Origin of the sequence: Flavobacterium sp. SOK18b, from assembly GCF_014156605.1 — a bacterium.
Classification (GTDB): Bacteria; Bacteroidota; Bacteroidia; order Flavobacteriales; family Flavobacteriaceae; genus Flavobacterium; species Flavobacterium tiangeerense.
Genome location: NZ_QKNZ01000064.1, coordinates 20,982 through 44,711, shown reverse-complemented (window position 1 = coordinate 44,711; position 23,730 = coordinate 20,982). Strand labels below are relative to the sequence as shown.

Genomic DNA, 23,730 nt, shown 5'->3' with positions numbered 1-23,730 from the left:
TTCTTTGTATAGAACTATCATCGACTACTACACAGTTTAATTTCATAATAAAGTTTACTTTATTAGATTGCGTAAATATACTACTTTTAATTTAAGTTGTTTCAATTAATCGGATTTTTTTACTTTACGTCGATAAAAACAACAAAAATATTTTTTTATTTAAATTTTTTATTACTTTTGCACTCAAATTAACAATAAATATATTTTTATGAATCATTATGAAACTGTTTTCATTTTAAATCCCGTTTTATCTGAAGTTCAGGTAAAGGAAACAGTAAGCAAATTTGAAGATTTTCTTACTAGTAGAGGTGCTGAAATGGTGTCTAAAGAAGACTGGGGTCTTAAAAAAATGGCTTACGAAATTCAAAACAAGAAAAGTGGTTTTTACCATTTATTCGAGTTCAAAGTAGCTGGTGAGGTTCTTATCGCTTTTGAAACTGAATTTAGACGTGACGAAAGAGTAATGCGTTTCTTGACTGTGAGTCTTGATAAACATGCTATTTCATGGGCTGAGAGAAGAAGAACTAAATTAAAATCTACAAAAGCTTAATTATTATGGCAACATTACAACAATCGGCTTCAGGAAAAAAAGACGGAGATATTAGATATTTAACGCCTTTGAACATAGAAACTAACAAAACTAAAAAGTATTGTCGTTTCAAAAAATCAGGTATCAAGTATATTGATTATAAAGATGCTGATTTCTTATTGAAATTCGTTAATGAGCAAGGTAAAATTTTACCACGTCGTTTAACAGGAACTTCATTAAAATACCAAAGAAAAGTTTCAGTTGCTGTGAAAAGAGCACGTCACATTGCTTTGATGCCTTACGTGGCGGATTTACTTAAATAATATTAAAACTCAGTTGTTGGTTTTCTAATCATGAAACCTAACTTCTATAATAAAGGACAACAACATGGAACTTATTTTAAAACAAGATGTTCAAAATTTAGGATTTAAAGATGATGTAGTAACTGTAAAAAACGGTTATGGTCGTAATTTTTTAATTCCACAAGGATTTGCTCAATTAGCTACTTCATCTGCAAAGAAAGTATTAGCTGAAAACTTAAAGCAAAGAGCTCACAAAGAAGCTAAAGTAGTTGCTGATGCAAAAGCTTTAGGTGAAGCTTTAAAAGCTATTGAAATTAAAATATTTGCTAAAGCAGGTGGTGAAAAATTATTTGGTTCTATCACTAATATTGACATTGCTGAAGCATTAGCTAAAGGTGGTCAAACAATTGATAGAAAATTTATCACTAGCGGTATCGTAAAACGTACTGGTAAATACAATGCAAGTGTTCGTTTACACAGAGATGTTATAGTTGAATTAGACTATGAAATCGTTGCAGAAAAATAAAAATTCCTTAACTTTTTGTTAAAGAATTATTAAAATCACTCTTCGGAGTGATTTTTTTTTGCTTAATTTTGTGCCACAAATAACACACAATTAAGCAAATGAAAAAATTAATTACATTATTTCTGATTTTTTGTAGTTCTGTTACCATGTTGGGACAAACTACAACATCAAGTATTAAAGGAATTGTAAAAAGTTCAGCAGGTGAAACACTTCCAGCTGCAACTATTTTAGCTATTCATACTCCTACAGGATCTAAATATTCTGGAGTTTCGAATGTAGACGGTAGGTACAATATGCTTAACATGCGTATTGGTGGGCCTTACAAAATTACTATTTCCTTTGTAGGCTATGAATCTCAAGTGTACAATGAAGTATTTTTAGAGTTAGGTAAAGCATTAATTTTAGATGCGCAACTTAATGATGTAAGCCAACAGCTTACTGAAGTAAAAGTTACAGGTTCTAAGAATAAAGTATTCGGAAATGGAAGAACAGGTGCCGAAACTACCATTGGTAGAAAAGAATTAACTTCGTTGCCGTCAATCTCAAGGTCAGCGGATGATTTTACTCGTTTAGAGCCTTCTGCAAGTGGGGGTTCTTTTGGAGGACGTAATGATCAATACAACAGTTATTCTTTGAACGGAGCCGTTTTTAATAATCCTTTCGGATTAGATGCTGCAACTCCAGGTGGGCAAACTGGTTCTCAACCTATTTCGTTGGATGCAATAGAACAAATTCAGGTGGCTACAGCGCCTTATGATGTTACCTTATCTGGTTTTACAGGTGCATCTGTAAATGCAGTTACTAAATCAGGTACCAATGAATTTCACGGTACTGCTTATGCTTTCTTTAGAAATCAAGATCTAACAGGAAGTAAAATAAAAGGACAAGAGATTTTTGTACCTTCGTTGGAGCAAACACAAGCTGGATTTAGCTTTGGAGGTCCAATAGTTAAAGACAAGTTGTTTTTCTTTGCTAATTATGAAATCGATAAGCGCAGTGACTTAGGATCAAATTTTGTTGCTAATAATGGTGATGGTGTTACAGGTGTGAATGAATCAAGAGTTTTAGAATCTGATTTGGTTGCAGTATCAGCTGCTTTAGGAAGATTGGGTTACAACACAGGTGCTTACCAAGGATTTAAACACAATACGAATTCTAATAAAGGGATTATAAAATTAGATTGGAACATTAATGACAACAATAAATTGGCTGTTATTTACAACTTTTTGAATGCTGCAAAAGACAAACCTGCTCATCCATCTGCTTTAGGATTTAGAGGTCCAGATGCAAATACACTACAATTCGAAAAATCTGGATATCAAATTAACAATGAATTAAGATCTTTTTTAGTTGAGTTAAACTCCAAAATAAGCGAAACTGTTTCTAATAAATTACAAGCGGGTTATACTCATTTTAATGATTTTAGAGATCCTTTTTCTGAGCCAGCTCCAGTAATTAATATTCAGAGTAATGGTTCAAATTACATTATTGCTGGTCACGAACCTTTTTCGATCAACAATACTCTAGACCAAAAAGTGCTTCAAATCACAAACAATTTAAGTTATACAGCAGGTAAGCATGCTTTTACTTTTGGTGCTTCTTTTGAGAAATATCAATTTGAAAATTCATTTAATTTGGCAGGATATGACAATTTTGGTAATCCAAATGGATATGCTGGAACTTTTTTCTCTCCATACTTTAGTGTTCAAGACTTTTTGAATGATGCTGCTAAACCATTTGCAACAAGTATTATTGCTCAAAATTTATTATATGCAAAAACTACTGATGCTGCTAAGAACAGTTTTGCAGTAGGTGCAGATAATGGATGGAAATTAGCTGAGCTTAATGTAGGTCAAGCTGCATTATATGCTCAAGATGATTGGAATATTACCGATAATTTCAAACTTTCATTAGGATTAAGAGTTGACAAACCGTTGTATTTTGATACTTCTGATTTGATTCAAAAATATATTGATACTCAAAACGGAGCTACAAGAAATAACAGTGTCTTGTATTACAATCCTAAAACGAAGGCTAATGAAACATTAATTTCGACTACATTACCAACAGATAAATTACTTTGGTCACCAAGAATGGGTTTCAATTGGGATGTTAAAGGAGATAAAACAACTCAAATACGTGGTGGATCTGGTGTATTTACTGGAAAACTTCCATTTGTATGGTTAGGAAATCAAGTGAGTGGTGCTGATGATGGTTTCTTTCAAATTATGGATAAAAACTTTAAGTGGCCTCAAGTATGGAGATCAAGTTTAGGTTTAGATCACCGTTTCGAAAACAATTATATTGCAACTTTTGATATGTCTTACAACAAAGATATCAACGGTGTTCATGTGCAAAACTGGGGTTTAAGAACTCCATCTGGAACTCTTGCAGGTGTTGATAATAGAGCAATTTACAATGCTGCAGACAAAGGTGCTAATAACGCCTATGTAATGACAAATTCTAACAAAGGATATGTATTAAACACATCATTTAAATTACAAAAAACTTTTGATAACGGTTTATTTGCGAGTTTAGCTTATAATTATTTAATAGCTAAAGATGTAAACTCTATTGAGGCAGAAATTACGGGCGATGCTTTTGCATTTAATCCAGCTTTAGGTAATGTAAATGATGCCGTTTTGACTAATTCAAAATACGGAGATACGCACCGTTTTATTGGTGTGGCATCTAAAAAATGGAAATACGGAACAAATGACAAATGGGCTACCACAGTATCTACATTTTTTGAGTATGCACAAGGAGGACGTTTTAACTACATTTACGGAGGTGATGTAAATAATGACGGATCTGGAACAAATGATTTAATTTATGTACCAACAACTGCAGAGATTAATACAATGGTATTCTCAGGAGCAGGTCAAGGTGCAGCATTTAATGCTTTTATCAATCAAGATAAATATTTAAGTGAAAGAAGAGGGCAATACGCTGAGCGTTATGGCGCATTAGCACCATGGAGAGGAAAATGGGATATGAAATTAATTCAAGATTATAATTTTAAACCTTCTTCAAGTTCAGATAAAACAAATACAATTCAGTTTAGTATTGATATCTTAAATGTTGGAAATTTATTAAATTCTGATTGGGGATTAGTACAAGTTCCTACTAGTATTCAACCAATAGGAGTAACTGTTAATCAAACTACAAAAATTCCTACTTATACTTTTAATGGAACACAAACTAAAACGTTCAATTACGATGCTAGTTTATTATCAAGATGGCAAGCACAGTTTGGAATTAGATATATTTTCTAGTCTATTTAGAAATTAAATGAAAGCCTTCTTGAAAAAGAAGGCTTTTTTTATGATTAAGTTTTAAATTTGCATTCGCAAAAAAGCATTTTTGAATTATAATTTTAGATTAACAATTATACAATGAAATATACTCGATTGACCAAAGAGCAGTTTGAAGAACTGACACAAGAATTTACAAATTTTTTAGCCACTCAAGCTATTGATAAAGCAGAGTGGGATAAAATTAAAGCTGAAAAACCAGAAGTGGCTGAACAAGAATTGGATGTTTTCTCTGATTTGATTTGGGAAGGTGTACTTTCTAAAGCAACTTATTTAGAACATTTTTCTAAAAATCATATTTTTCTTTTTCACTGTTTTGATACACATGTACAATCTATTGTTTTGAAATCTCTGGTTCCGGAAGTTGATTTTTTAACTCGTGATGGATTGCAATGGCTTAGTGACAATATGTTTACAGATACAATTGAAATGAAAGTAGGTAAAAAAGAATTTACTGAGGAACGGAACTCTTCAATTTTTGAACTGATTCAGCAAGGTTCTTTTTTAAGTGACGGTCAATTATACAAGCAAATAAATACAATTATAGCTTCTTAAATGTATTGCTAATTCTTTTAAATTGGTTATTTTAGTACCTTATTTCACGTACTAAGATAGCCAATTTTTATTTCCATGAATATTCAAAATACAATTCAACAACTAAGAGAAGAGTTGCATCAGCATAATTACAATTATTATGTTTTAGATAATCCTGTTATTTCTGACTATGAATTTGACTTAAAATTAAAACAGCTACAAGAACTTGAGAGTAAGCATCCGGAATTTGAAGATAAAAACTCGCCTACACAAAGAGTAGGAGGTACAATAACTAAAAATTTCCAAACCGTAGCACATGAACATCGCATGTATTCTTTAGATAATTCCTATTCTAAAGAAGATCTTATCAGTTGGGAAACTCGATTAAAAAAAGTTTTGGGCGATGTTCCTATTTCTTATACTTGTGAGTTAAAATATGACGGTGCTTCGATAAGTATAACCTATGAAAATGGAAAATTACAAAAAGCAGTTACTCGTGGTGATGGATTTCAAGGGGATGATGTAACACAAAATATTAAAACCATAAAGACGATTCCTTTGCAACTCAAAGGTAATTATCCTGAAAAATTTGACATTCGGGGAGAAATAATTTTGCCATTTGCTGGTTTTGAAAAAATGAACCAAGATTTGATTGAAATTGGAGAAACTCCATATTCAAACCCAAGAAATACTGCCTCAGGGAGTTTAAAATTACAAGATAGCGCACTCGTTGCAAAACGTCCCTTAGATTGTTTGTTGTATTTTATAATAGGTACTGATTTACCTTTCGATTCGCAATTTAACAGTTTAAATGTGGCAAGAGATTGGGGATTCAAAGTGCCCAAAGAAGCTCAATTAGGAAACAATCTAGAAGAAGTTTTTAATTTTATAGCGTATTGGGACGTGCACCGTCATGATTTACCGTATGAAACTGACGGCGTTGTTGTAAAGGTTAATTCTTTTTATTTCCAAGAAGAGTTAGGGTACACAGCCAAATCTCCGCGATGGGCAATGGCGTATAAATTCAAATCAGAACAAGTTTCTACTAAATTAAACTCGATTTCGTACCAAGTTGGTAGAACTGGATCTATAACTCCAGTTGCAAATTTGTCTCCTGTACAACTGGCAGGAACAGTGGTTAAAAGGGCTTCCTTGCACAATGCCGATCAAATTGAAAAATTAGACATTCGAGTTGGAGATACCGTATTTGTTGAAAAAGGAGGAGAAATAATTCCAAAAATTATTGCAGTAGATTTGAGTTTTAGACCTGAAAATACAACACCAACGGTTTATATTACAGAATGTCCAGAATGTAAAACCGAATTAATAAAAAATGAAGGTGAAGCCAATCATTACTGTCCTAATTTTTATGGTTGCCCTCCTCAAATTATTGGCCGAATACAGCACTTTATATCTAGAAAGGCAATGGATATTGAGGGTTTAGGTGGTGAGACGGTTGCGCTACTTTTCAATAATAATTTGGTTCAAAATTATGCTGATCTTTATGATCTAAAGGTGGAACAAATTGTACCCTTAGAGCGTATGGCTCAAAAATCTGCAGAAAATCTAGTGAATGGTGTATTGAATTCAAAAAACATTCCTTTTGAAAGGGTTTTGTACGCTCTAGGGATTCGATATGTGGGAGAAACTGTAGCAAAAAAACTAGCACTTCATTATAAAAACATAGAGGCTTTACAAATTGCAACAATATCAGATTTAATACAAGTAGATGAAATTGGGGAGCGTATTGCACAAAGTGTTGTTTCGTTTTTTGAAAATGAAAATAATATTGCTATAATCGATAAGTTAAAAAATGTTGGAGTTCAATTTGAAGTTATTCAAACTGTGAATCCAAATGCAACCACAATTTTCTCAGGAAAGATATTTGTTGTTTCGGGAGTTTTTGAAAAATTCTCAAGAGACGAATTAAAAAAAGCGATAGAAGATAATGGTGGGAAAGTGGGGAGTTCTATTTCTGTTAAAACAGATTATGTTGTTGCAGGAGATAATATGGGGCCGGCAAAACTAGATAAGGCTACAAAGTTAAACGTTTCTATTATTTCTGAAGAGGATTTTTTGAACCTTTTAAAACCATAAAATGAAAATTTATAATGTTAAAAGTAGTTTGATCGAAAAGGCATTAATAGCTTTTATGTTTGTTATTGCATTAATTGAGGTTATCGCAGAATTGTCCTCATTTGAACCGATACTTTTTGCATTTAAACCTTTGATAGCCCTTTTGCTTTTGATTTTATATATACTTACTTCAAAAGTTAGAAATACACTTTTTATTTTAGCTAGTGTTTTTTTATTTATTGTGAGTGTTTTGTTAATACCTAATTCATCTTATTTTTCCCTTGCAGCGCTAGCGGGTTATATTATACATAGGTCATTACTCATTACTTACATTATAAAAATAAATAAAGTGAAAGATTTTATCCCAGTGGTAATAGCAATTATCCCCACTTTATTTATTTTTTCTTACCTACTTTCTATTGCAGATGAGATTAATACATCAAGTTTTTATGGAATAGTGATTCAAAACATTGTAATATCAATTATGGCAGGGCTGGTAATATCAAATTATTTTATGAATGATAACAACGATTCACCTTGGTTGTATATTTATGGACTCCTCTTTACGGCATTGTATTTCACAGTTTTTATTGAAAAATGTTTTTTGTCAACTTTTCCACCCACTTTTTTTAGACCGTTAGGAATGGTGTTATATGTAAGTAGTTATTATGCATTTTACAGATTTGTAATTGATACAGAAAATATTCATAAAGATAGAGTGCAATAGTTAGTCATTTTTGAAATTAAAAGTAAAGCTAAACTATGATAGACTTTCCATCAAAAGCTTTTGTTTTGTCATTATCTACATAAAAATCAATTCTACCTAAATTGATTCCGTAACATCCCACTTGATTTACTAATACATCTTTTCCTAGTTTGTTTTTTACCACCGAAGGTTTGTCTAAAAATGTATGGGTATGTCCACCAATGATCAAGTCAATATCTTGAGTAAGTTCGGCAAGTTTCAAATCACAAATTTTGTTTTGTTCGTCTTTGTATTTATATCCTAAGTGAGACAAACAAATTACAATGTCACATTTGTTTTCTTGTTTTAAAATCCGAACCATGTCTTGAGCAATTTCTAGAGGATCATTGTAAACAGTTTCTTTATACATGCCTTTGTCTACAAGTCCTGCAAGTTCAATTCCTAGTCCAAAAACTCCAACTTTAATACCATTTTTATTAAAAATTTTGAATGGTTTTACAAATCCATCCATAACCGTATTTTTAAAATCATAATTGGCCGAAAGAAATTCAAATTTTGCATGATGCATTTGAGCGCGTAGTCCATCAACACCATTGTCAAAATCATGATTACCTATGGCAGAGGCGTCATACTGCATCATACTCATTAATTTAAATTCCAGTTCACCACCGTAGTAATTGAAATAGGGTGTGCCTTGAAAAATATCACCAGCATCAAGGAGAAGGACATTCGGATTTTCTTTTCTAATGCTTTCAATAAGAGCAGCTCTTCGTGCTACTCCGCCCATGTTTGCATTACGCGGATGATCAGCAGGAAATGGATCTATATAACTATGAACATCATTAGTATGTAAAATAGTAAGCTGTTTTGCTGTGGTTGTATCAAAACTACTCAATGATAAACCTAAACTCAATAAAGCTGATCCAGCAGCGGTTTTCTCTATAAATTCTCTTCTTTTCATGGTGTATATTTAGTCTAATTGATTTTCTTGAAAATGAATTAGGATTGCTTTTTATTTTTTTTGCTGTAAACGTAGGTGCGTTTTTCCAAAAAAGGTATTGTTATTTAGTGTCTAATTTAAAATCATTAATAAAATTAGATATTACTTTTCTTCAGTAATTCTAACATCATCAATCACAGGTATGGTATCTACTTCTTTAAAATAATCGATTAGTATGTTACGTAGTTTGTATTCTAAATCAAACTTTTGAATTCCTTTTTTGAAAAAGTTCATGTTATCACCACCATTAGCAAGATAATCATTGGTTCCTACATAGTACGTGGTGTTTGCATCTAGTGGATTTCCTTGAACCATTATGTTTTTAGGATTGTTATTAGCATCAATTGTAAAAGTTATTCCAGCCAATGGATGTGGTTTTTTTTCAGCTATAAAAAAAGTAACCATCTCAAGTATTTGCTCTCCTTTTAAAGCAATAACAACTAGACTATTCTCAAAAGGCATGATTTCAAATGCTGTTCTTGCTGTCACGTTCCCTTTCGGTAATATAGACCTAATTCCACCACTATTTAAAATGCAAATATCTATTTTCTTTTTTTCTCTGGCCTGAAAAACAATATTTCCGCGTAACAAAGTTACATCAGCCATAAGATTACCAATTTTTGTTTGCCATTTCCCGTTGCTTTTATCTAATGTTTCTGGACAATAGGCAAGTACGCTGTCAAGATCTTTATTGATATGCTCTCTATAAGGTTTGACAAAATTTTCTATTTCAAGGTTTGTTCCTTGTTTATCAGTTACTGTAACTCTTTTACCTTCAATTTTAGTAACAGTGTAACTTTGTTTACTGCAGGATGCAATAAAAAAAAATGTTAAGAATATAACAAAAAGTTTAGAAACATCGTTATACTTTTTTAGATTTACCATTTTAAATGCGACTTTATTAATTAATTTTGTAATCAGGTAAAAGTAATATGTTTTTGAATCACATTAAAAATTTTTGGGTAAAAAAAACATTAAATAAAAAATTACAAAGTTCATCTCTTTTGGTGGTACCTTCATCGGTAAAAACTATTGGAGTTATAGTTGATGGAGTCGGTTTTACAAAAACAAAACTTTTGATTAAGGAACTTGTATTGGGAGGAATTCTCCCTGAAAATATAGCCATACTTCAGTTTAAGAAAGATTCGGTCAAACAAATTAAAGATGAGTTTCCGAATTTGGAACACGCTCATTTACAATGGAACGGAGGTTTTAGTGGTGTAGCTTCAAAAGAATTTTTGAGTAAAAAGTATGATGTGTTAATAAGTTATTATGATCTAGAAGAGGCTATTTTAATGCAACTTACACATTCAACAAAGGCTGATTTTAAAGTAGGTTTTGCAACAGTTGATACTCGATTACATCATTTTACCATCCAAACTACTCTTGAAAATCATGTGGTTTTTGTAAAAGAGTTTTTTAAAATTTTAAAATTACTAAATAAAATATAATTCAATATGCAATCATTAATAGGTACAGGTGTTGCTCTTGTAACTCCTTTTAAAAGCGATTTTTCAATAGATGTTGATGCTTTAAAAAGAATAGTCAATTATTCCATTGAAGGTGGAATAGAATATCTTGTAGTATTAGGTACTACTGCAGAGAATGCTACCTTATCGCAAGACGAGAAAGAACTAGTTATTGCAACTGTCATTGAAGCAAATAATGGTGCATTGCCACTTGTTTTAGGAGTAGGAGGAAACAATACCGCTAAGGTTGTTGCAGAGTTAGAGACTAGAGATTTATCAGCATTTACGGCAATTTTATCAGTATCACCATATTATAATAAACCAACTCAAGAAGGAATTTATCAGCATTTTAAGGCAGTTGCAGAGGCTTCTCCGATACCTGTAATTTTGTATAATGTTCCAGGAAGAACGGCAAGTAATATGCTACCAAGCACAGTATTGCGTTTAGCACATGAATTTAAAAATGTAGTAGCCATAAAAGAGGCAGCTGGTGATTTAGTGCAAGCCATGCAATTGTTACAGAATAAACCATCGGACTTTTTAGTAATTTCTGGAGATGATATGATTGCTTTACCAATGGTTTTGGCTGGAGGAGCAGGTGTAATTTCTGTAATTGGTCAAGGTTTCCCAAGGGAATTTTCAAATATGATTCGACTTGGTTTAGAACGTAAAGTTGACGAAGCTTTTAAAACCCAATATCTACTTGCTGATAGTATCGATATGATTTTTGAACAAGGAAATCCTGCAGGAATTAAGCAAATCTTTCAATCCTTAGGTATTGCTTCAAATGCGGTAAGATTACCATTAGTAACCGTGGATGAATCACTAGAAAAAAGAATTGATACATTTGTAAAAAAAATCAACGGATAGTTTTTTGAAATCGATTTTTTTAACAAAAAAAATATATTTTGTATTCGCTGAATTAATACCTAAATTTGCCACCGAAACTTCGGAATGATAGGTAGGTTTTTTTAGCTTGCAAATCATTATAAAATATGAAAATGAAAAAAATAATATATCTCGTTTTAACTGTTGCCTTACTCAGCTCTTGTAATGAATATCAAAAAGCATTAAAATCTGAGGATGTTGCTGTGAAATTTGAAATGGGAACCAAGTTATATGATGCTGGTAAATACTCTAAAGCATTAAAGATTTTTGAACAAATTGCACCTGCATACAGAGGAAAACCGCAAGCTGAAAAATTATTTTTTATGTTTTCTCAGTCCTATTACAAAACAAAACAATATTACCTAGCAGGATATCAGTTTGATAGTTTTGTTTCTGGTTATCCAAAAAGCGAAAAACTGGAAGAAGCAGCTTATTTAGGAGCAAAAAGTTATTCGATGTTATCTCCTGTTTATAGTTTGGATCAAACCGATACTAACAAGGCATTAGATAAGCTTCAAAACTTTATAGATGCATATCCAAATTCTCAATATGCAAAGGATGCTAATTTAGTAGTAAAGGATTTGAGTGAAAAAATCGAGAAAAAAGTATATGAAAATGCAAAAGGGTATCACACCATTTCTGATTATAAATCAGCAATAGTTGCGCTTGAAAATTTTATAGTTGATTATCCAGGTACTAAATACAAAGAAGACGCTTTGTATTACAAACTGGATTCAGCCTATCAACTAGCTATTAATAGTATTCCTTCAAAAATGCAAGAGAGGTTGAATGTTGCTAAAGTTGCTCAAGCTAACTTGGTGAAATTTAACCCAGAATCAAAATACAAGAAAGAAGCTAACGACATGTTAGTGAGAATAGAAAAAGAGTTACAAAATTTTACTAAATAAATAAAGTCATGGATTTAAAAAAGACGAATGCTCCTGTAAACACAATTACATATAACAAAACGGTAATTGAAGAACCAACGGGTAACGTATATGAAGCAATAACGATTATGGCTAAAAGAGCAAATCAAATTAACTCTGAAATTAAAAAAGAATTGACAGAGAAATTAGAAGAGTTTGCTACTTATAATGATAGTCTTGAAGAAGTCTTTGAAAATAAAGAACAAATTGAAGTTTCTAAATTTTATGAAAAATTACCTAAGCCACATGCATTAGCAGTTCAAGAATGGTTAGATGGTAAAATATATCATAGAGATTCAAATAAATAATTATTACGATGTCAGTTTTACAAGGTAAGAAAATTCTACTTGGAATTTCTGGTGGAATTGCAGCCTATAAAACAGCTACATTAGTACGACTTTTTATTAAAGCAGGTGCACATGTCCAAGTGATAATGACACCTGCTTCTAAGGATTTTGTCACTCCACTTACGTTATCTACTTTATCCAAAAATCCAGTTCACTCTAATTTTTATGATCAAGAAAATGATAATGAGCAGTGGAACAATCATGTTGAATTGGCACTTTGGGCTGATTTAATGATAATTGCTCCGGCAACTGCAAATACATTGTCTAAAATGACTAATGGAACCTGTGATAATCTTGTAGTTGCTACTTATCTATCATCAAAATGTCCGGTATACTTTGCACCAGCAATGGATCTAGACATGTATAAACATGCCTCTACTTTAAAAAGTTTTGAATCGTTAATTCGTTATGGTAATATTTTAATTCCTGCTGAAACAGGTGAGTTGGCTAGCGGATTATCTGGTGAAGGACGAATGGCTGAGCCTGAAAATATCATTGCGTTTATTGAAAATGATTTAAATAGTAAGTTACCACTACGGGGAAAAAGAATTTTAATTACTGCGGGTCCAACTTATGAAGCGATAGATCCAGTTCGTTTTATTGGGAATCATTCATCTGGTAAAATGGGTTTTGATATTGCAATTAGTGCTGCAAATAGAGGAGCAACAGTTTACTTAGTCACAGGGCCTACACATTTTAAAGTTAGTAATAGTTTGATACAAGTGATACCAGTAGTATCTGCAAAGGATATGTATCAGGCCTGTCATAATATATATGATTCAGTTGATGTTGCCATTGCAGCCGCAGCAGTTGCTGATTATAGACCAAAAAATATTGCTGAACAAAAAATTAAAAAAACAGAAGAAAGCTTTACAATTGAACTAGAAAAAACTAAAGATATTCTTGCTTCCATGGGAGAAAAGAAAAAAAATCAGTTTTTAATAGGTTTTGCATTAGAGACTGAAAATGAAATTGAAAATGCAAAGTTGAAAATCAAGAAAAAAAACTTAGATTTGATTGTTCTTAATTCGTTACAAGATCAAGGAGCAGGTTTTGGAAAGCTAACGAATAAAGTAACTTTTATAGATCAATTATTCCAAGTCTCTCCAATGGATTTAAAATCCAAAGAAAAAGTTGCAGATGATATTATGGATAAAGTATGTCAACATTTTGAAATAAAGATATAATTCTATTTTTTTTTTCAATTCAATTTAATCAAAACATAATCGTATAACAGAAATTTGAAGATGAATAAAATAATCCCTTTTTTGTTATTTTTTATTTGTGGAATTGTTCATTCACAACAGTTAAACTGTACAGTTACGGTTGATTCACAAAGATTGAGTGCCACCAATCAACAAGTTTTCAAAACACTACAAACCTCATTAAATGAATTTGTAAATAAAACAGATTGGACAGGACAACCCATGAAGCAAGTTGAAAAAATAAACTGCTCTATGTATATTACTATTCTTTCTAATAGTGCAGATCAGTTTACAGCAAGCATACAAGTGCAGTCTTCTAGGCCTACTTTTAATTCTACATACGCGTCACCAGTTTTTAATTTTAACGATAAGGATTTTAATTTTAGATATATAGAGTTTGAAAATCTATTTTTCAATCCAGCTTCATTTGATTCAAACTTGGTGTCAGTTGTGTCTTTTTACAGCTATTTAATTTTAGGTTTGGATGCAGATACGTTTGTTTTAGAATCAGGTAATCCAAATTTAGAGATTGCTCAAAATATTTGTAACGTAGCACAACAAAGTGGTGCTCGAGGTTGGAGTCAAGCTGATGGGAATCAAAACCGCTTTTTTTTAATAAACGATTTATTAGCACCTCCTTTTAAACAAATTAGAGAGACAATGCTGGATTATCATTTGGGTCTAGATATAATGAGTCAGGATTTGAAACTTGGAAAAGAAAAAGTAAAACTTGCACTAGCTGGTTTGTCTAAACTTAGTGGGTCACGACCAAATGCATTTTTAACCCGTGTCTTTTTTGACGCCAAATCAGATGAAATTGTCTCTATATTTTCAGGTGGTCCTAGCATCCCTATTTCAGATTTAGTTGATGGTCTCAACAAAACCTCACCATTGAATTCAAGTAAATGGTCTACTATTAAATTTTAGATTTAATACATTTACACACCCATTTCCAAATAGCAATTACATGATAACGTCACTTTCGATAAAAAACTATGCTTTAATAGAGAAATTAACTATTGATTTTTCTAGCGGTTTTTCTATTATAACAGGAGAAACAGGAGCAGGTAAATCTATAATTTTAGGTGCTCTAGGTCTTGTTTTAGGAAAAAGAGCCGATTTAACTTCATTAAAAAATAAAGAAGAAAAATGTGTAATTGAAGCACATTTTGATATTTCAAAATACAATTTAAATTCTTTCTTTGAATCTAATGACTTGGATTTTGAAAACGATACCATCATAAGACGTGAAATACTTCCTTCGGGGAAATCTAGAGCTTTTGTAAATGACAGTCCAGTAAATCTTCAGGAGTTACAGGATTTAAGTGTTTTTTTACTCGATATACATTCACAACAACAAACTCAAGAACTTTCAGATGAGAATGTTCAATTTGATATTATAGATGCAATAGCAGGTAATAAGGAGATTATTACTAAATATCAATTGCTTTTAAAAGGGTACAAATCGGATACATCAAAATTAAATGTATTATTAAAAAAACAAAGTGAAGCTAAGAAAGAGCAAGAATACAATACCTTTTTGCTAAATGAACTTGTTGAGGCTAAATTAAAATCTGGTGAACAAGAAATTTTAGAATCTGATTTTGAGAAGCTAAATAATGTAGAGATTATTAAAGAATCTATGAGTAAATCTTTGGCTATAGCCAATGAAGAACAAATAGGAGTATTATACAATCTTAACGAAATTAAAAATTCGGTTCAAAAAATTGCCTCGTTTTCAACTGAATACCAATCTTTGCTTGACCGAATTACAAGTATTACAATAGAGTTTGATGATATTACAGAGGAGATGGTTCGTCTTTCGGATAGATTAATCAATGATCCTGAACAACTTAATCTAATAAGTCAAAAATTACAACTAATTTTCAGTCTTCAGAAAAAGCACCAAGTTGCTACTGTTGAAGAGTTATTAATAATTCAATCTCAACTTGAAAATGCTGTCATGGAACTTGGTAATATGGAAGATGAAATTGAAAATTTAACGGTTTCCATAGAGCAGAAAAAGAACGATCTTAACAAATTAGCATTAGACATTAGCAATAATAGATCCGCTGCTATACCTGTTTTAACTGAGCAATTAATTCAAATTTTAAGTACGTTAGGAATGCCTAATGTGCGTTTTAATATTGTTTTATCAGCTTCAGAATCATTTTTTGTAAATGGTAAAGACGAGCTTCAATTCTTGTTTTCTGCAAATAAAGGAACTGATTTTGGGATATTGAAAAAGGTAGCATCGGGAGGAGAGATGTCGCGTATTATGCTGGCTGTAAAAGCTATTTTGGCTCAATATTCAAAACTACCAACTTTAATTTTTGATGAAATTGATACTGGAGTTTCAGGAGAAATAGCTATTAGAATGGGAGAAATCATGAAACAAATGAGTCAATCGATGCAAATTTTCGCAATTACCCATTTGCCTCAAATTGCGGCTAAGGGAGCTGCGCATTTTAAAGTGTTTAAATCTACAATTGACGATGATACACAATCAGAATTGAAGTTATTAACCACTGATGAAAGAGTAGTTGAGATAGCGCAAATGTTATCCGGAACAGCCGTTACAGACTCAGCTCTTAATCATGCAAAAGCCTTGTTGAACTAATTTTTTCTATTATATTTGTTCGTTTTTCATCACAATCTTAAAACTAAAAACATTTATTTATAAAAATAATACCCAAAAATATGATTATAGAACCAAGAATGAGAGGATTTATTTGCACGACGTCGCACCCAGTAGGATGTGAGCAAAATGTAAAAAATCAAATAGAATATGTTAAAGCTAAAGGAACTATTAATGGAGCCAAAAGAGTTTTAGTAATAGGCGCATCAACAGGATTTGGTTTGGCTTCTCGTATTACAAGTGCTTTTGGATCTGATGCTGCAACTATTGGTGTTTTCTTTGAGAAAGCGCCTAGTGAAGGAAAAACGGCCTCACCGGGTTGGTATAATTCAGCAGCCTTTGAAAATGAAGCACATAAAGCAGGTTTGTATGCTAAGAGTATCAACGGTGATGCTTTTTCGAATGAAATAAAACAACAAACTATTGATCTTATCAAAGCTGATTTAGGACAAATTGATCTTATAATTTACAGTTTAGCTTCGCCAGTGCGTATGCATCCTGTTACAGGTGTTTTACACAGATCAGTGTTAAAGCCTATCGGTGATGTATTTACAAACAAAACTGTTGATTTTCACTCAGGTAAAGTATCTGAAATATCAATTGCTCCATGTAGTGGTGACGATATTGAAAATACTGTAGCAGTTATGGGTGGTGAAGATTGGGCTATGTGGATAGATGCTTTAAAAGCTGAAAATCTATTGGCACCAGGAGTTGCTACTGTTGCTTATTCTTATATTGGTCCATCATTAACAGAGGCTGTATACAGAAAAGGAACAATTGGTCGTGCAAAAGATCATCTTGAAGCAACCGCATTTGCTATTACAGATGCATTAAAAAGCATCGATGGAAAAGCATTTGTATCGGTTAATAAAGCATTGGTGACACAAGCTAGTTCTGCAATTCCGGTTATTCCATTGTATATCTCGTTGTTGTACAAAATCATGAAAGAAGAAGGAATTCATGAAGGGTGTATAGAGCAAATTCAACGTTTGTACCAAGAGCGTTTGTACACTGGAGGTGAAATTCCGGTAGATGAAAAAGGAAGGATTAGAATTGACGATCTTGAAATGAGATCTGACGTTCAAGAGAAAGTTGCTTTTTTATGGAACGAAGCGGTTACTGAAAATTTACAGGAAATATCAGATTTAGAAGGATATAGAAAAGATTTTTATAACTTATTTGGATTTGATGTAGCTGGAGTTGATTATGCAGCAGATGCTAATGAAGTTGTAGCTATTGAAAGTATAATGTAGTAAGCTTTCCTTAAATAATATTTTAAAACCATCAATTAATAGTTGATGGTTTTTTTATGGATAAAGATTATCTTTGTTAAAATTTTTGATTCATAAAAAATACCCTAAATACCACTTTTGATAAGATGATGTTTTCCTTAATTATTCCCGTATACAATAGGCCAGACGAGGTTGATGAACTTTTAGAAAGTTTATCACGTACAACATACAAAGAAATTTTTGAAATTGTGTTAATAGAAGATGGTTCTACTATTCGGTGTCAAGATGTTGCTAGTAAATACGGTAATAGATTAGATATAGCTTATTATTACAAAGAAAACTCGGGTCCTGGTGATTCTAGAAATTATGGTATGAGTAAAGCTAGAGGAGATTATTTTATCATTTTTGATTCTGATTGTATAATTCCAGAAAATTATTTGTCAGAAGTCGAATTAGCTTTGCAAAAGAATTATGTGGACTGTTTTGGTGGTCCTGATAGCGCATTAGATAGTTTTACGGATATTCAAAAAGCAATTAACTTTGCTATGACTTCATTTCTTACCACGGGAGGAATAAGAGGAGGCTCAGAAAAAATAGATAAATTTCAACCCCGAAGTTTTAATATGGGATTGTCTAGAAAAGCTTTTATGGCATCTAAGGGTTTTGGAAACATTCATCCTGGTGAAGATCCTGATTTATCCATTCGTTTGTGGAATTTAGGTTTTGAAACAAAACTTTTTCCAAAAGCATACGTATATCATAAGAGACGTATTGATTGGGAAAAATTTTCAGTTCAAGTTCATAAATTTGGAAAAGCAAGACCTATTTTAAACAGTTGGTATCCTAAACACAATAAACTTACTTTTTTCTTTCCTACTGTTTTTATTTTAGGAATACTTGTTGCTTTTTTAGCGGTCTTATTCTTTAATTTTGATATCCTTTTACAGCTTTATTTCTTATATTTTGCTATACTCTTTATTATAGCATCAATTCAAAATAAAAGTATAAAAATTGGGTATTTGTCCTTGATAGCTGTTTGGAAACAGTTTTATGGGTACGGAACAGGTTTTTTAAAATCGTATATTCAGATTATTGTTTTGAAAAAAGATCCTCAAACAGCATTTCCTGAAATGTTTTTCAAAGTGTAATATGACAAAAATTATTGGGTTAACAGGAGGTATAGGCAGCGGAAAAACTACAATTGCTAGTTTTTTTAAGGCAGCAGGAATTCCTATTTATATTGCAGATGATGCTGGAAAAAAAGTAATGCAAGACGCATTGGTTTTGAACAGTATAAAAGAGGTTTTTGGTAATATAGTCTTTAACGATGGAATGCTTGATAGATCCGAACTTGCCAAAATTGTATTTAGTGATCCAGAAAAGTTGCAAATATTGAACAAAATTGTTCACCCTGCCATAAAAAAAGATTTTGAGTTATGGTTAAAGCAAAATGATAAAGCCCAATATGTGATTTATGAAGCTGCTATTTTGTTTGAAAGTAATAAGTACAAAGATTGTGATGTAATAGTATCGGTAGTAGCGCCACTAGAAACTAGGATTAATAGGGTTCTTGAGAGGGATGCTACAACGAGAGATCTTGTTTTGAAACGTATAAATGCGCAATGGACTGATGCACAGCGTGTAGAAAAAAGTGATTTTGTGATTGAAAATATCAGTTTAGAATCTTCAAAGCAGGAAGTTGATAAAATTCTTAAAATTTTAAAGATTAAACAAAAACAAGCCTAGGTGTTAATGTTTGGTTAATCTATCGTTTAATATATTGTTAAAATACTAAATTTGTATTGATGAATAAACTTTTTTTTAGATTACTAGTCTTACTGATGAGTTTGTCTCTTATCGGGATAATTTTGGTGCAAGTATATTGGTTTAATACATCGTTTGAAAATAACGATGAGCAATTCAAATTTCATGTAAACCAAGTACTAGGAAACGTTTCAGAAAAAATTCAAAAGCAAGAAGCCTACAATTTTTATGATAAAATTAATCGTATTAAAGACAGTACTGGAAAAATTCCGAAAAAAGATGATTTATTAGAATTTTATTATGTTCAAAAAAATCCAAAAACGAATAAAACTATTATTTATTCGAATAGTATAATTTCAGAAGATTATAATATTTCACCTACGTTCTTTGATAAAAAATTTGATAGCGAAAAATTTAAAACTTTTAGCGCTAAGAGAGTTACAGAAGTTTATAGCGATAAATCTATTGATAAAATAGGTGGAAATCAAAGTTTGATTCCGGATATAAAAATTGAGAAATCAGGAAATTTGAATGTTCTTGATAATGCATCATTTGAAATATTTTATAAAGATTTCGCATCGGTATTACCAATACAAGAACGCGTTACTAAGGAGACCTTGAACAAAATGATTCGCAAAGAATTGATGGAATCTGGAGTAGATACTAAATTTGAGTTCAGTGTGTACAATAATAATCTAGCAACTAATGTGAAGTCTGGAGATTTTAAGTACAATAAAGAAGCTACCTATTCTATTCCAATTTTTACAGATAATGAAGGGAATAGTAAGTATCAATTGTTAGTGACGTTTCCTCATAAAAAGAAATTTTTATTATCAGAGTTGGTTAGTATTACGATACTTTCAATAGTGTTTACTCTTATTATAATTATTGCTTATTCAAGTGCGTTGAATCAATTAATAAGACAACGTCAGATATCTGAAATCAAAAATGATTTTATAAATAATATGACGCATGAGTTTAAAACTCCTATTGCGACCATAAATTTAGCTCTTGATGCTATTAGGAATCCTAAAATTATTGATGATAAAGAAAAGGTTTTGAGATACCTACAAATGATTAAGGATGAGAATAAGCGGATGCATGCGCAGGTTGAAAATGTATTGAGAATATCAAAATTAGAAAAGAAAGAGTTAGATATTTCAAAAGACTCTAATAACATACATGAAATAATTGAAGATGCTATTGATCATGTTAATTTAATAATTGAAGATAGACAAGGTACAATAAAGTGTGATTTTAAAGCTGTAAGAACTACAGTCTTAATCAATGATGTTCATTTTACAAATGTAATTGTAAACATACTTGAAAATGCAGTTAAATATTCACCTAACACTCCAGAAATTGAAATTTTCACCGAAAATATCAAGGATATGGTGATTATAAAAGTAAAAGATAAAGGTTTAGGAATGAGCAAAATTGCTCAAAAAAGAATTTTTGAAAAATTTTACCGTGAGCACACGGGAGATATACACAACGTAAAAGGTCATGGTTTAGGCCTTGCGTATGTAAAGAGAATAGTAGATGATCATAACGGTCACGTTTACGTAGAAAGTGAAAAAGGAAAAGGAAGTACCTTCATAATAAAATTACCATTAATAAATTAAAATATGGAAAATACAAATAAAAAAATACTATTAGTTGAAGATGATCTTAATTTTGGAGCAGTCCTTAAAGACTATTTAATGTTAAATGACTTTGATGTGACTTTAGCTAAAAATGGTATGGAAGGTTTTGAAAAATTTAAAAAAGATACCTACGATTTGTGCATCCTTGATGTGATGATGCCATACAAAGATGGATATACACTAGCCAAAGAGATTAGAGAAAAAAATAATGAAGTGCCAATTATCTTTTTAACAGCAAAATCTATGAAAGAGGATGTTTTAAAAGGATATAAAGCTGGAGCAGATGATTATTTGAATAAACCATTTGACTCTGAAGTTTTATTAATGAAAATTAAAGCAATTATTCAAAGAAAAGCTTCAGACACTAAGGCTGAGCATGTACAATTTGAATTTAACATTGGTAAATTTCATTTGAATTCTAAATTACGTTTCTTAACTTTCAAAGAAGAGGAGCCGATAAAGTTGTCACCAAAAGAAAATGAATTATTGAAAATGCTAATTCTGCATGAAAATGATTTAATGCCAAGAGAATTAGCCTTGACAAAAATATGGAGAGATGATAATTACTTTACCTCAAGAAGTATGGACGTGTACATTGCTAAATTGAGAAAATATTTAAAACCAGACGAGGATGTAGAAATTTTAAACATCCATGGAGAAGGATTTAGATTAGTTATAAAAAACAAAGTTGCATAAATACAAAAAGCCTCAAATTAATTTTTGAGGCTTTTTTTATGTCATTTCCAATTTAATTGTAAAGCAAAGCATGTTTTGTCATCTTTTGTAATGCTAAATATGGTTTCTTCTTTGTGAATACTTTCATGAATTTGAACCGTATCCTTTAATGATAATTCCTTTAAAAAATTCATTTCGATGCTGGCTACCTTTTGTTTTAATAACAATTTTTCGTCAACAACATCTAGACACCATTCTAGATATTTGACATTATTTACATGATTTACAATATCCAAATCTGATAAAAAAACGGTTTTTTCAAACACTATTTCTTTCTCATTAGTGAAATTTATTTTAGAAAATCGTTCAATTGTTGGCTTTTTCTCTGGGTATAACTCAAAGTGTTCGTATGGAAGAGCTAAGGCTTCTGGACGTCGTTTTTCGGTATTAAAAACGGCCCAAAAAGTTTCAGATCCTACTATTTTTTCTCCATTAATATACATTTCAAGAGCTCGTACTGATCGAGAGTTTTCTAATGAATTGATCCATGTTTTTACGGTTACTGTATCTCCCCATTTGGGTAATTTCCTGATTTCAACACGCATCCGGCTCAATACCCATGCTTGATCAAACTCTTGCATGTCAGTAAAACTGATACCACCTACTTCAGAATGAGCCGCAGCAGTTAATTGCAAAATATTACATAAATCAGTGTATTTTAAATACCCGTTGGGCGCACATTGCGTAAAATTGATTTCCCAATCTTTGCTTAAAATAGAGGTGAATTTAGGGGATATAGGCATGTATTTAATTGTGAATTATGATTTTAATGAATTATTTATATTGCTTAATGTATTCTATTATAGTGGTGTATGGAGTTTCGAAATCAAACCATTTGGTATTTTCATTTCTTTTAAACCAAGTTAATTGACGTTTAGAAAAACGTCTTGTATTTTTCTTTATTTCTTCGATAGCAAATTCTAATGAAAATTCTTTGTCAAAAAAACTAAATAATTCTCTATATCCTACGGTTTGTAAAGCGTTTAATTCTTTGTTTGGATATAAAGTTTTGGCTTCGTTTAGTAAACCTTCATTCATCATGATATCTACACGTTGGTTGATGCGGTTATAGATTATTTTTCGATCAGCTTCCAAACCGATTAAAATAGGAGTGAAGTCACGATTGTTTTTTTTCTGGTTCAAGAAAGAGGAATACGGTTTTCCAGTTCCCAAGCATACTTCTACAAAACGCATCATGCGCTGTGGGTTTTGCAAGGTTTGGGGATTTTCTGCGGTTAATGTTTTGTAATAAGCCGGATCTAAAATTTCTAGTTTTTGTTGCAAATACCCAATTCCAAGTTTTTCATAATTGGCAGTTATTTCTTGACGAACTTTTGCATCAATGTCAGGAAATTCATCAAAGCCTTTTAGAATGGCATCAACATATAAACCAGAACCGCCTACTAGAATGGCGTAGTCATTATCTTGAAATAATTCGTTAAGTTTAGCAAGGGCTTCTTTTTCGAAATCTCCAACGGTATAATTTTCTAAAATAGACTTATTTTGAATGAAATGGTGTTTGGCTGCTGCCAATTCAGCTAGGCTTGGAACGGCAGTGCCAATAGTCATTTCTTTAAAAAATTGTCGGCTATCACAAGAAACAATTTCGCAATTATAGTGATTTGCCAAGACAATGCTTAAGGAAGTTTTTCCGATAGCTGTAGGACCAATGATTGTGATTAGGTATTTCATATTTTTTAGCCCAGATGGCAACGTAAACCCCGCAGTGATTAAAGTTTGTTTTTCTTGGTGTAAAAGAGCGACCGCAGGAAGCTCCTTTTATGCCTTAGAAAAACAACTGAAGTCACGAGGAGTTGAAGTGTACAGCTGGATTGGCTTCAAGGTTATTAAATTAGATTTCGGATACATGATCAAAACAATATGTGAAATTAA

General features: G+C 31.6%; 23 protein-coding genes. 19 read left to right on the top strand and 4 right to left on the bottom strand.

From position 1 onward, the window contains the following. Positions 1 to 208 precede the first annotated feature (208 nt). From rpsF to DNC80_RS10510, 7 genes are all read left to right on the top strand, one after another. Complete coding sequence (gene rpsF, locus DNC80_RS10540; protein WP_035671622.1) at positions 209 to 550, top strand: 30S ribosomal protein S6; 342 nt, start codon at positions 209 to 211, stop codon at positions 548 to 550. 5 nt (positions 551 to 555) lie between these two features. Continuing rightward, on the top strand, positions 556 to 852 hold the full coding sequence (rpsR, locus tag DNC80_RS10535) for a 30S ribosomal protein S18 (protein WP_086454224.1): 297 nt from the start codon (positions 556 to 558) through the stop codon (positions 850 to 852). A gap of 64 nt (positions 853 to 916) precedes the next feature. Further along, the gene (rplI, locus tag DNC80_RS10530; RefSeq protein ID WP_144891850.1) at positions 917 to 1,357 is read left to right on the top strand and encodes a 50S ribosomal protein L9; all 441 of its coding nucleotides are present in this window, start codon (positions 917 to 919) and stop codon (positions 1,355 to 1,357) included. Between the two features lie 98 nt (positions 1,358 to 1,455). Beyond that, complete coding sequence (locus tag DNC80_RS10525) at positions 1,456 to 4,632, top strand: carboxypeptidase regulatory-like domain-containing protein (RefSeq protein WP_182651188.1); 3,177 nt, start codon at positions 1,456 to 1,458, stop codon at positions 4,630 to 4,632. A 120-nt stretch (positions 4,633 to 4,752) separates the two neighbouring features. Beyond that, positions 4,753 to 5,226, top strand: coding sequence for a DUF6495 family protein (locus DNC80_RS10520; RefSeq protein ID WP_182651187.1), 474 nt, complete (start codon positions 4,753 to 4,755; stop codon positions 5,224 to 5,226). A 75-nt stretch (positions 5,227 to 5,301) separates the two neighbouring features. Next, the gene (ligA, locus tag DNC80_RS10515) at positions 5,302 to 7,302 is read left to right on the top strand and encodes an NAD-dependent DNA ligase LigA (protein ID WP_182651186.1); all 2,001 of its coding nucleotides are present in this window, start codon (positions 5,302 to 5,304) and stop codon (positions 7,300 to 7,302) included. A gap of 1 nt (position 7,303) precedes the next feature. Continuing rightward, positions 7,304 to 8,008 carry a hypothetical protein gene (locus DNC80_RS10510; RefSeq protein WP_182651185.1) on the top strand — a complete coding sequence of 235 codons (705 nt, stop codon included), beginning with the start codon at positions 7,304 to 7,306 and terminating at the stop codon, positions 8,006 to 8,008. Between the two features lie 28 nt (positions 8,009 to 8,036). Here the strand turns inward: DNC80_RS10510 and DNC80_RS10505 are convergent, their stop codons facing one another. Both DNC80_RS10505 and DNC80_RS10500 read right to left on the bottom strand, forming a co-directional pair. After that, positions 8,037 to 8,948, bottom strand: a complete 912-nt coding sequence (locus tag DNC80_RS10505) for a bifunctional UDP-sugar hydrolase/5'-nucleotidase (RefSeq protein ID WP_182651184.1) — start codon at positions 8,946 to 8,948, stop codon at positions 8,037 to 8,039. A 141-nt stretch (positions 8,949 to 9,089) separates the two neighbouring features. After that, positions 9,090 to 9,872, bottom strand: coding sequence for a 5'-nucleotidase C-terminal domain-containing protein (locus DNC80_RS10500; protein WP_182651183.1), 783 nt, complete (start codon positions 9,870 to 9,872; stop codon positions 9,090 to 9,092). 53 nt (positions 9,873 to 9,925) lie between these two features. On the opposite strand from DNC80_RS10500, the gene DNC80_RS10495 reads away from it, so the two are divergent. The 12 genes from DNC80_RS10495 (at position 9,926) to DNC80_RS10440 (ending at position 21,798) form a co-directional block, all read left to right on the top strand. Then, positions 9,926 to 10,438, top strand: a complete 513-nt coding sequence (locus DNC80_RS10495) for a hypothetical protein (RefSeq protein ID WP_182651182.1) — start codon at positions 9,926 to 9,928, stop codon at positions 10,436 to 10,438. Positions 10,439 to 10,444: 6 nt separating this feature from the next. Next, positions 10,445 to 11,326: a 4-hydroxy-tetrahydrodipicolinate synthase gene (gene dapA / locus DNC80_RS10490; protein WP_182651181.1), complete on the top strand. Its 882-nt coding sequence runs from the start codon at positions 10,445 to 10,447 to the stop codon at positions 11,324 to 11,326. Positions 11,327 to 11,457: 131 nt separating this feature from the next. Beyond that, positions 11,458 to 12,252 (top strand): outer membrane protein assembly factor BamD, encoded by a 795-nt coding sequence (locus tag DNC80_RS10485; protein ID WP_182651180.1) that lies wholly within the window; start codon positions 11,458 to 11,460, stop codon positions 12,250 to 12,252. 8 nt (positions 12,253 to 12,260) lie between these two features. Then, positions 12,261 to 12,578, top strand: coding sequence for a DNA-directed RNA polymerase subunit omega (locus DNC80_RS10480; RefSeq protein ID WP_026709525.1), 318 nt, complete (start codon positions 12,261 to 12,263; stop codon positions 12,576 to 12,578). Positions 12,579 to 12,586: 8 nt separating this feature from the next. After that, a complete protein-coding gene (gene coaBC, locus DNC80_RS10475; RefSeq protein WP_182651179.1) occupies positions 12,587 to 13,804 on the top strand; it encodes a bifunctional phosphopantothenoylcysteine decarboxylase/phosphopantothenate--cysteine ligase CoaBC in 1,218 nt (405 codons plus the stop codon). A gap of 60 nt (positions 13,805 to 13,864) precedes the next feature. Next, positions 13,865 to 14,749, top strand: a complete 885-nt coding sequence (locus DNC80_RS10470) for a DUF4835 family protein (RefSeq protein WP_182651178.1) — start codon at positions 13,865 to 13,867, stop codon at positions 14,747 to 14,749. 40 nt (positions 14,750 to 14,789) lie between these two features. Then, the gene (recN, locus tag DNC80_RS10465; RefSeq protein ID WP_182651177.1) at positions 14,790 to 16,442 is read left to right on the top strand and encodes a DNA repair protein RecN; all 1,653 of its coding nucleotides are present in this window, start codon (positions 14,790 to 14,792) and stop codon (positions 16,440 to 16,442) included. Between the two features lie 80 nt (positions 16,443 to 16,522). Next, positions 16,523 to 17,713 carry an enoyl-ACP reductase FabV gene (gene fabV, locus DNC80_RS10460; protein WP_182651176.1) on the top strand — a complete coding sequence of 397 codons (1,191 nt, stop codon included), beginning with the start codon at positions 16,523 to 16,525 and terminating at the stop codon, positions 17,711 to 17,713. A 125-nt stretch (positions 17,714 to 17,838) separates the two neighbouring features. Beyond that, positions 17,839 to 18,840, top strand: coding sequence for a glycosyltransferase family 2 protein (locus DNC80_RS10455; protein WP_182651175.1), 1,002 nt, complete (start codon positions 17,839 to 17,841; stop codon positions 18,838 to 18,840). A gap of 1 nt (position 18,841) precedes the next feature. Beyond that, the gene (gene coaE, locus DNC80_RS10450) at positions 18,842 to 19,438 is read left to right on the top strand and encodes a dephospho-CoA kinase (protein WP_182651174.1); all 597 of its coding nucleotides are present in this window, start codon (positions 18,842 to 18,844) and stop codon (positions 19,436 to 19,438) included. 59 nt (positions 19,439 to 19,497) lie between these two features. Then, positions 19,498 to 21,081, top strand: a complete 1,584-nt coding sequence (locus DNC80_RS10445) for a sensor histidine kinase KdpD (protein WP_144891819.1) — start codon at positions 19,498 to 19,500, stop codon at positions 21,079 to 21,081. A gap of 3 nt (positions 21,082 to 21,084) precedes the next feature. After that, positions 21,085 to 21,798, top strand: coding sequence for a response regulator transcription factor (locus DNC80_RS10440; protein WP_144891817.1), 714 nt, complete (start codon positions 21,085 to 21,087; stop codon positions 21,796 to 21,798). Between the two features lie 41 nt (positions 21,799 to 21,839). Here DNC80_RS10440 and DNC80_RS10435 read toward each other — a convergent pair whose 3' ends face one another. Beyond that, positions 21,840 to 22,580: an acyl-[acyl-carrier-protein] thioesterase gene (locus DNC80_RS10435; RefSeq protein WP_182651173.1), complete on the bottom strand. Its 741-nt coding sequence runs from the start codon at positions 22,578 to 22,580 to the stop codon at positions 21,840 to 21,842. A gap of 31 nt (positions 22,581 to 22,611) precedes the next feature. Continuing rightward, positions 22,612 to 23,529, bottom strand: coding sequence for a tRNA (adenosine(37)-N6)-dimethylallyltransferase MiaA (gene miaA / locus DNC80_RS10430; protein WP_182651172.1), 918 nt, complete (start codon positions 23,527 to 23,529; stop codon positions 22,612 to 22,614). Positions 23,530 to 23,730: the final 201 nt, after the last annotated feature.

Bases quoted from the DNA above. Each gene is read 5' to 3' on its own strand.
- rpsF (WP_035671622.1), top strand. From the start codon at position 209: ATGAATCATTATGAAACTGTTTTCATTTTAAATCCCGTTTTATCTGAA.
- rpsR (WP_086454224.1), top strand. From the start codon at position 556: ATGGCAACATTACAACAATCGGCTTCAGGAAAAAAAGACGGAGATATT.
- rplI (WP_144891850.1), top strand. From the start codon at position 917: ATGGAACTTATTTTAAAACAAGATGTTCAAAATTTAGGATTTAAAGAT.
- DNC80_RS10525 (WP_182651188.1), top strand. From the start codon at position 1,456: ATGAAAAAATTAATTACATTATTTCTGATTTTTTGTAGTTCTGTTACC.
- DNC80_RS10520 (WP_182651187.1), top strand. From the start codon at position 4,753: ATGAAATATACTCGATTGACCAAAGAGCAGTTTGAAGAACTGACACAA.
- ligA (WP_182651186.1), top strand. From the start codon at position 5,302: ATGAATATTCAAAATACAATTCAACAACTAAGAGAAGAGTTGCATCAG.
- DNC80_RS10510 (WP_182651185.1), top strand. From the start codon at position 7,304: ATGAAAATTTATAATGTTAAAAGTAGTTTGATCGAAAAGGCATTAATA.
- DNC80_RS10505 (WP_182651184.1), bottom strand. From the start codon at position 8,948: ATGAAAAGAAGAGAATTTATAGAGAAAACCGCTGCTGGATCAGCTTTA.
- DNC80_RS10500 (WP_182651183.1), bottom strand. From the start codon at position 9,872: ATGGTAAATCTAAAAAAGTATAACGATGTTTCTAAACTTTTTGTTATA.
- dapA (WP_182651181.1), top strand. From the start codon at position 10,445: ATGCAATCATTAATAGGTACAGGTGTTGCTCTTGTAACTCCTTTTAAA.
- DNC80_RS10485 (WP_182651180.1), top strand. From the start codon at position 11,458: ATGAAAAAAATAATATATCTCGTTTTAACTGTTGCCTTACTCAGCTCT.
- DNC80_RS10480 (WP_026709525.1), top strand. From the start codon at position 12,261: ATGGATTTAAAAAAGACGAATGCTCCTGTAAACACAATTACATATAAC.
- coaBC (WP_182651179.1), top strand. From the start codon at position 12,587: ATGTCAGTTTTACAAGGTAAGAAAATTCTACTTGGAATTTCTGGTGGA.
- DNC80_RS10470 (WP_182651178.1), top strand. From the start codon at position 13,865: ATGAATAAAATAATCCCTTTTTTGTTATTTTTTATTTGTGGAATTGTT.
- recN (WP_182651177.1), top strand. From the start codon at position 14,790: ATGATAACGTCACTTTCGATAAAAAACTATGCTTTAATAGAGAAATTA.
- fabV (WP_182651176.1), top strand. From the start codon at position 16,523: ATGATTATAGAACCAAGAATGAGAGGATTTATTTGCACGACGTCGCAC.
- DNC80_RS10455 (WP_182651175.1), top strand. From the start codon at position 17,839: ATGATGTTTTCCTTAATTATTCCCGTATACAATAGGCCAGACGAGGTT.
- coaE (WP_182651174.1), top strand. From the start codon at position 18,842: ATGACAAAAATTATTGGGTTAACAGGAGGTATAGGCAGCGGAAAAACT.
- DNC80_RS10445 (WP_144891819.1), top strand. From the start codon at position 19,498: ATGAATAAACTTTTTTTTAGATTACTAGTCTTACTGATGAGTTTGTCT.
- DNC80_RS10440 (WP_144891817.1), top strand. From the start codon at position 21,085: ATGGAAAATACAAATAAAAAAATACTATTAGTTGAAGATGATCTTAAT.
- DNC80_RS10435 (WP_182651173.1), bottom strand. From the start codon at position 22,580: ATGCCTATATCCCCTAAATTCACCTCTATTTTAAGCAAAGATTGGGAA.
- miaA (WP_182651172.1), bottom strand. From the start codon at position 23,529: ATGAAATACCTAATCACAATCATTGGTCCTACAGCTATCGGAAAAACT.